This window comes from Palleronia pontilimi (genome assembly GCF_016412875.1).
Taxonomy (GTDB): Bacteria; Pseudomonadota; Alphaproteobacteria; order Rhodobacterales; family Rhodobacteraceae; genus Palleronia; species Palleronia pontilimi.
Genome location: NZ_JAEKPD010000056.1, coordinates 1 through 495, shown reverse-complemented (window position 1 = coordinate 495; position 495 = coordinate 1). Strand labels below are relative to the sequence as shown.

The 495-nt window shown below is 62.8% G+C and carries 1 protein-coding gene; it reads right to left on the bottom strand.

Annotated elements, in window-relative coordinates:
- Positions 1–455 (bottom strand): transposase (locus ILP92_RS18270; RefSeq protein WP_198917845.1); only part of this gene is annotated, 455 nt, incomplete at its 3' end.
- Positions 456–495: the final 40 nt, after the last annotated feature.

The following is a 495-nucleotide window of genomic DNA, read 5'->3' as shown; positions in this document are numbered from 1 at the left end:
GATTTCGGGGCTCCCCCGACAAACGCCTCGTCCACCTCGACGATGTCCTCCAGCGGCAGTAGCTCGGCGTTCCGGTCATCCATCATTTCCCTGATGGCGTGGCCCATCTTCCACGCGGTCTTCTGGTTCACGCCGAGCAAGCGTGCCATCACGACCGAGGAGATGCCCTTACTCGATGTGAGCACCAGGAACATCGCGCAGATCCAGATACGCAAGTCGAGCTTGGTGCCGTGCATCGGGGTGACCGTGGTGACCGTGAACTGGAGACGGCAGTCTCGGCACTGGTAGAGCCGCGGTCGGAAGGTCCTTCCGCGCAGCGCCGACGAGGCCACCGACCCGCAATGCGGACAGTGCCTGCTGGTCGACCATATGGCACCCTCCAGGAAGCGTCGCGCGTGCATCTCGCTCGGCATCCGCTTCCAGATGTCAGGGATCGACTTCAGTTCGGTGATCATCAGGGCTCTCCGCTCGTTCCGCCAACCGAGCAATGTTGGC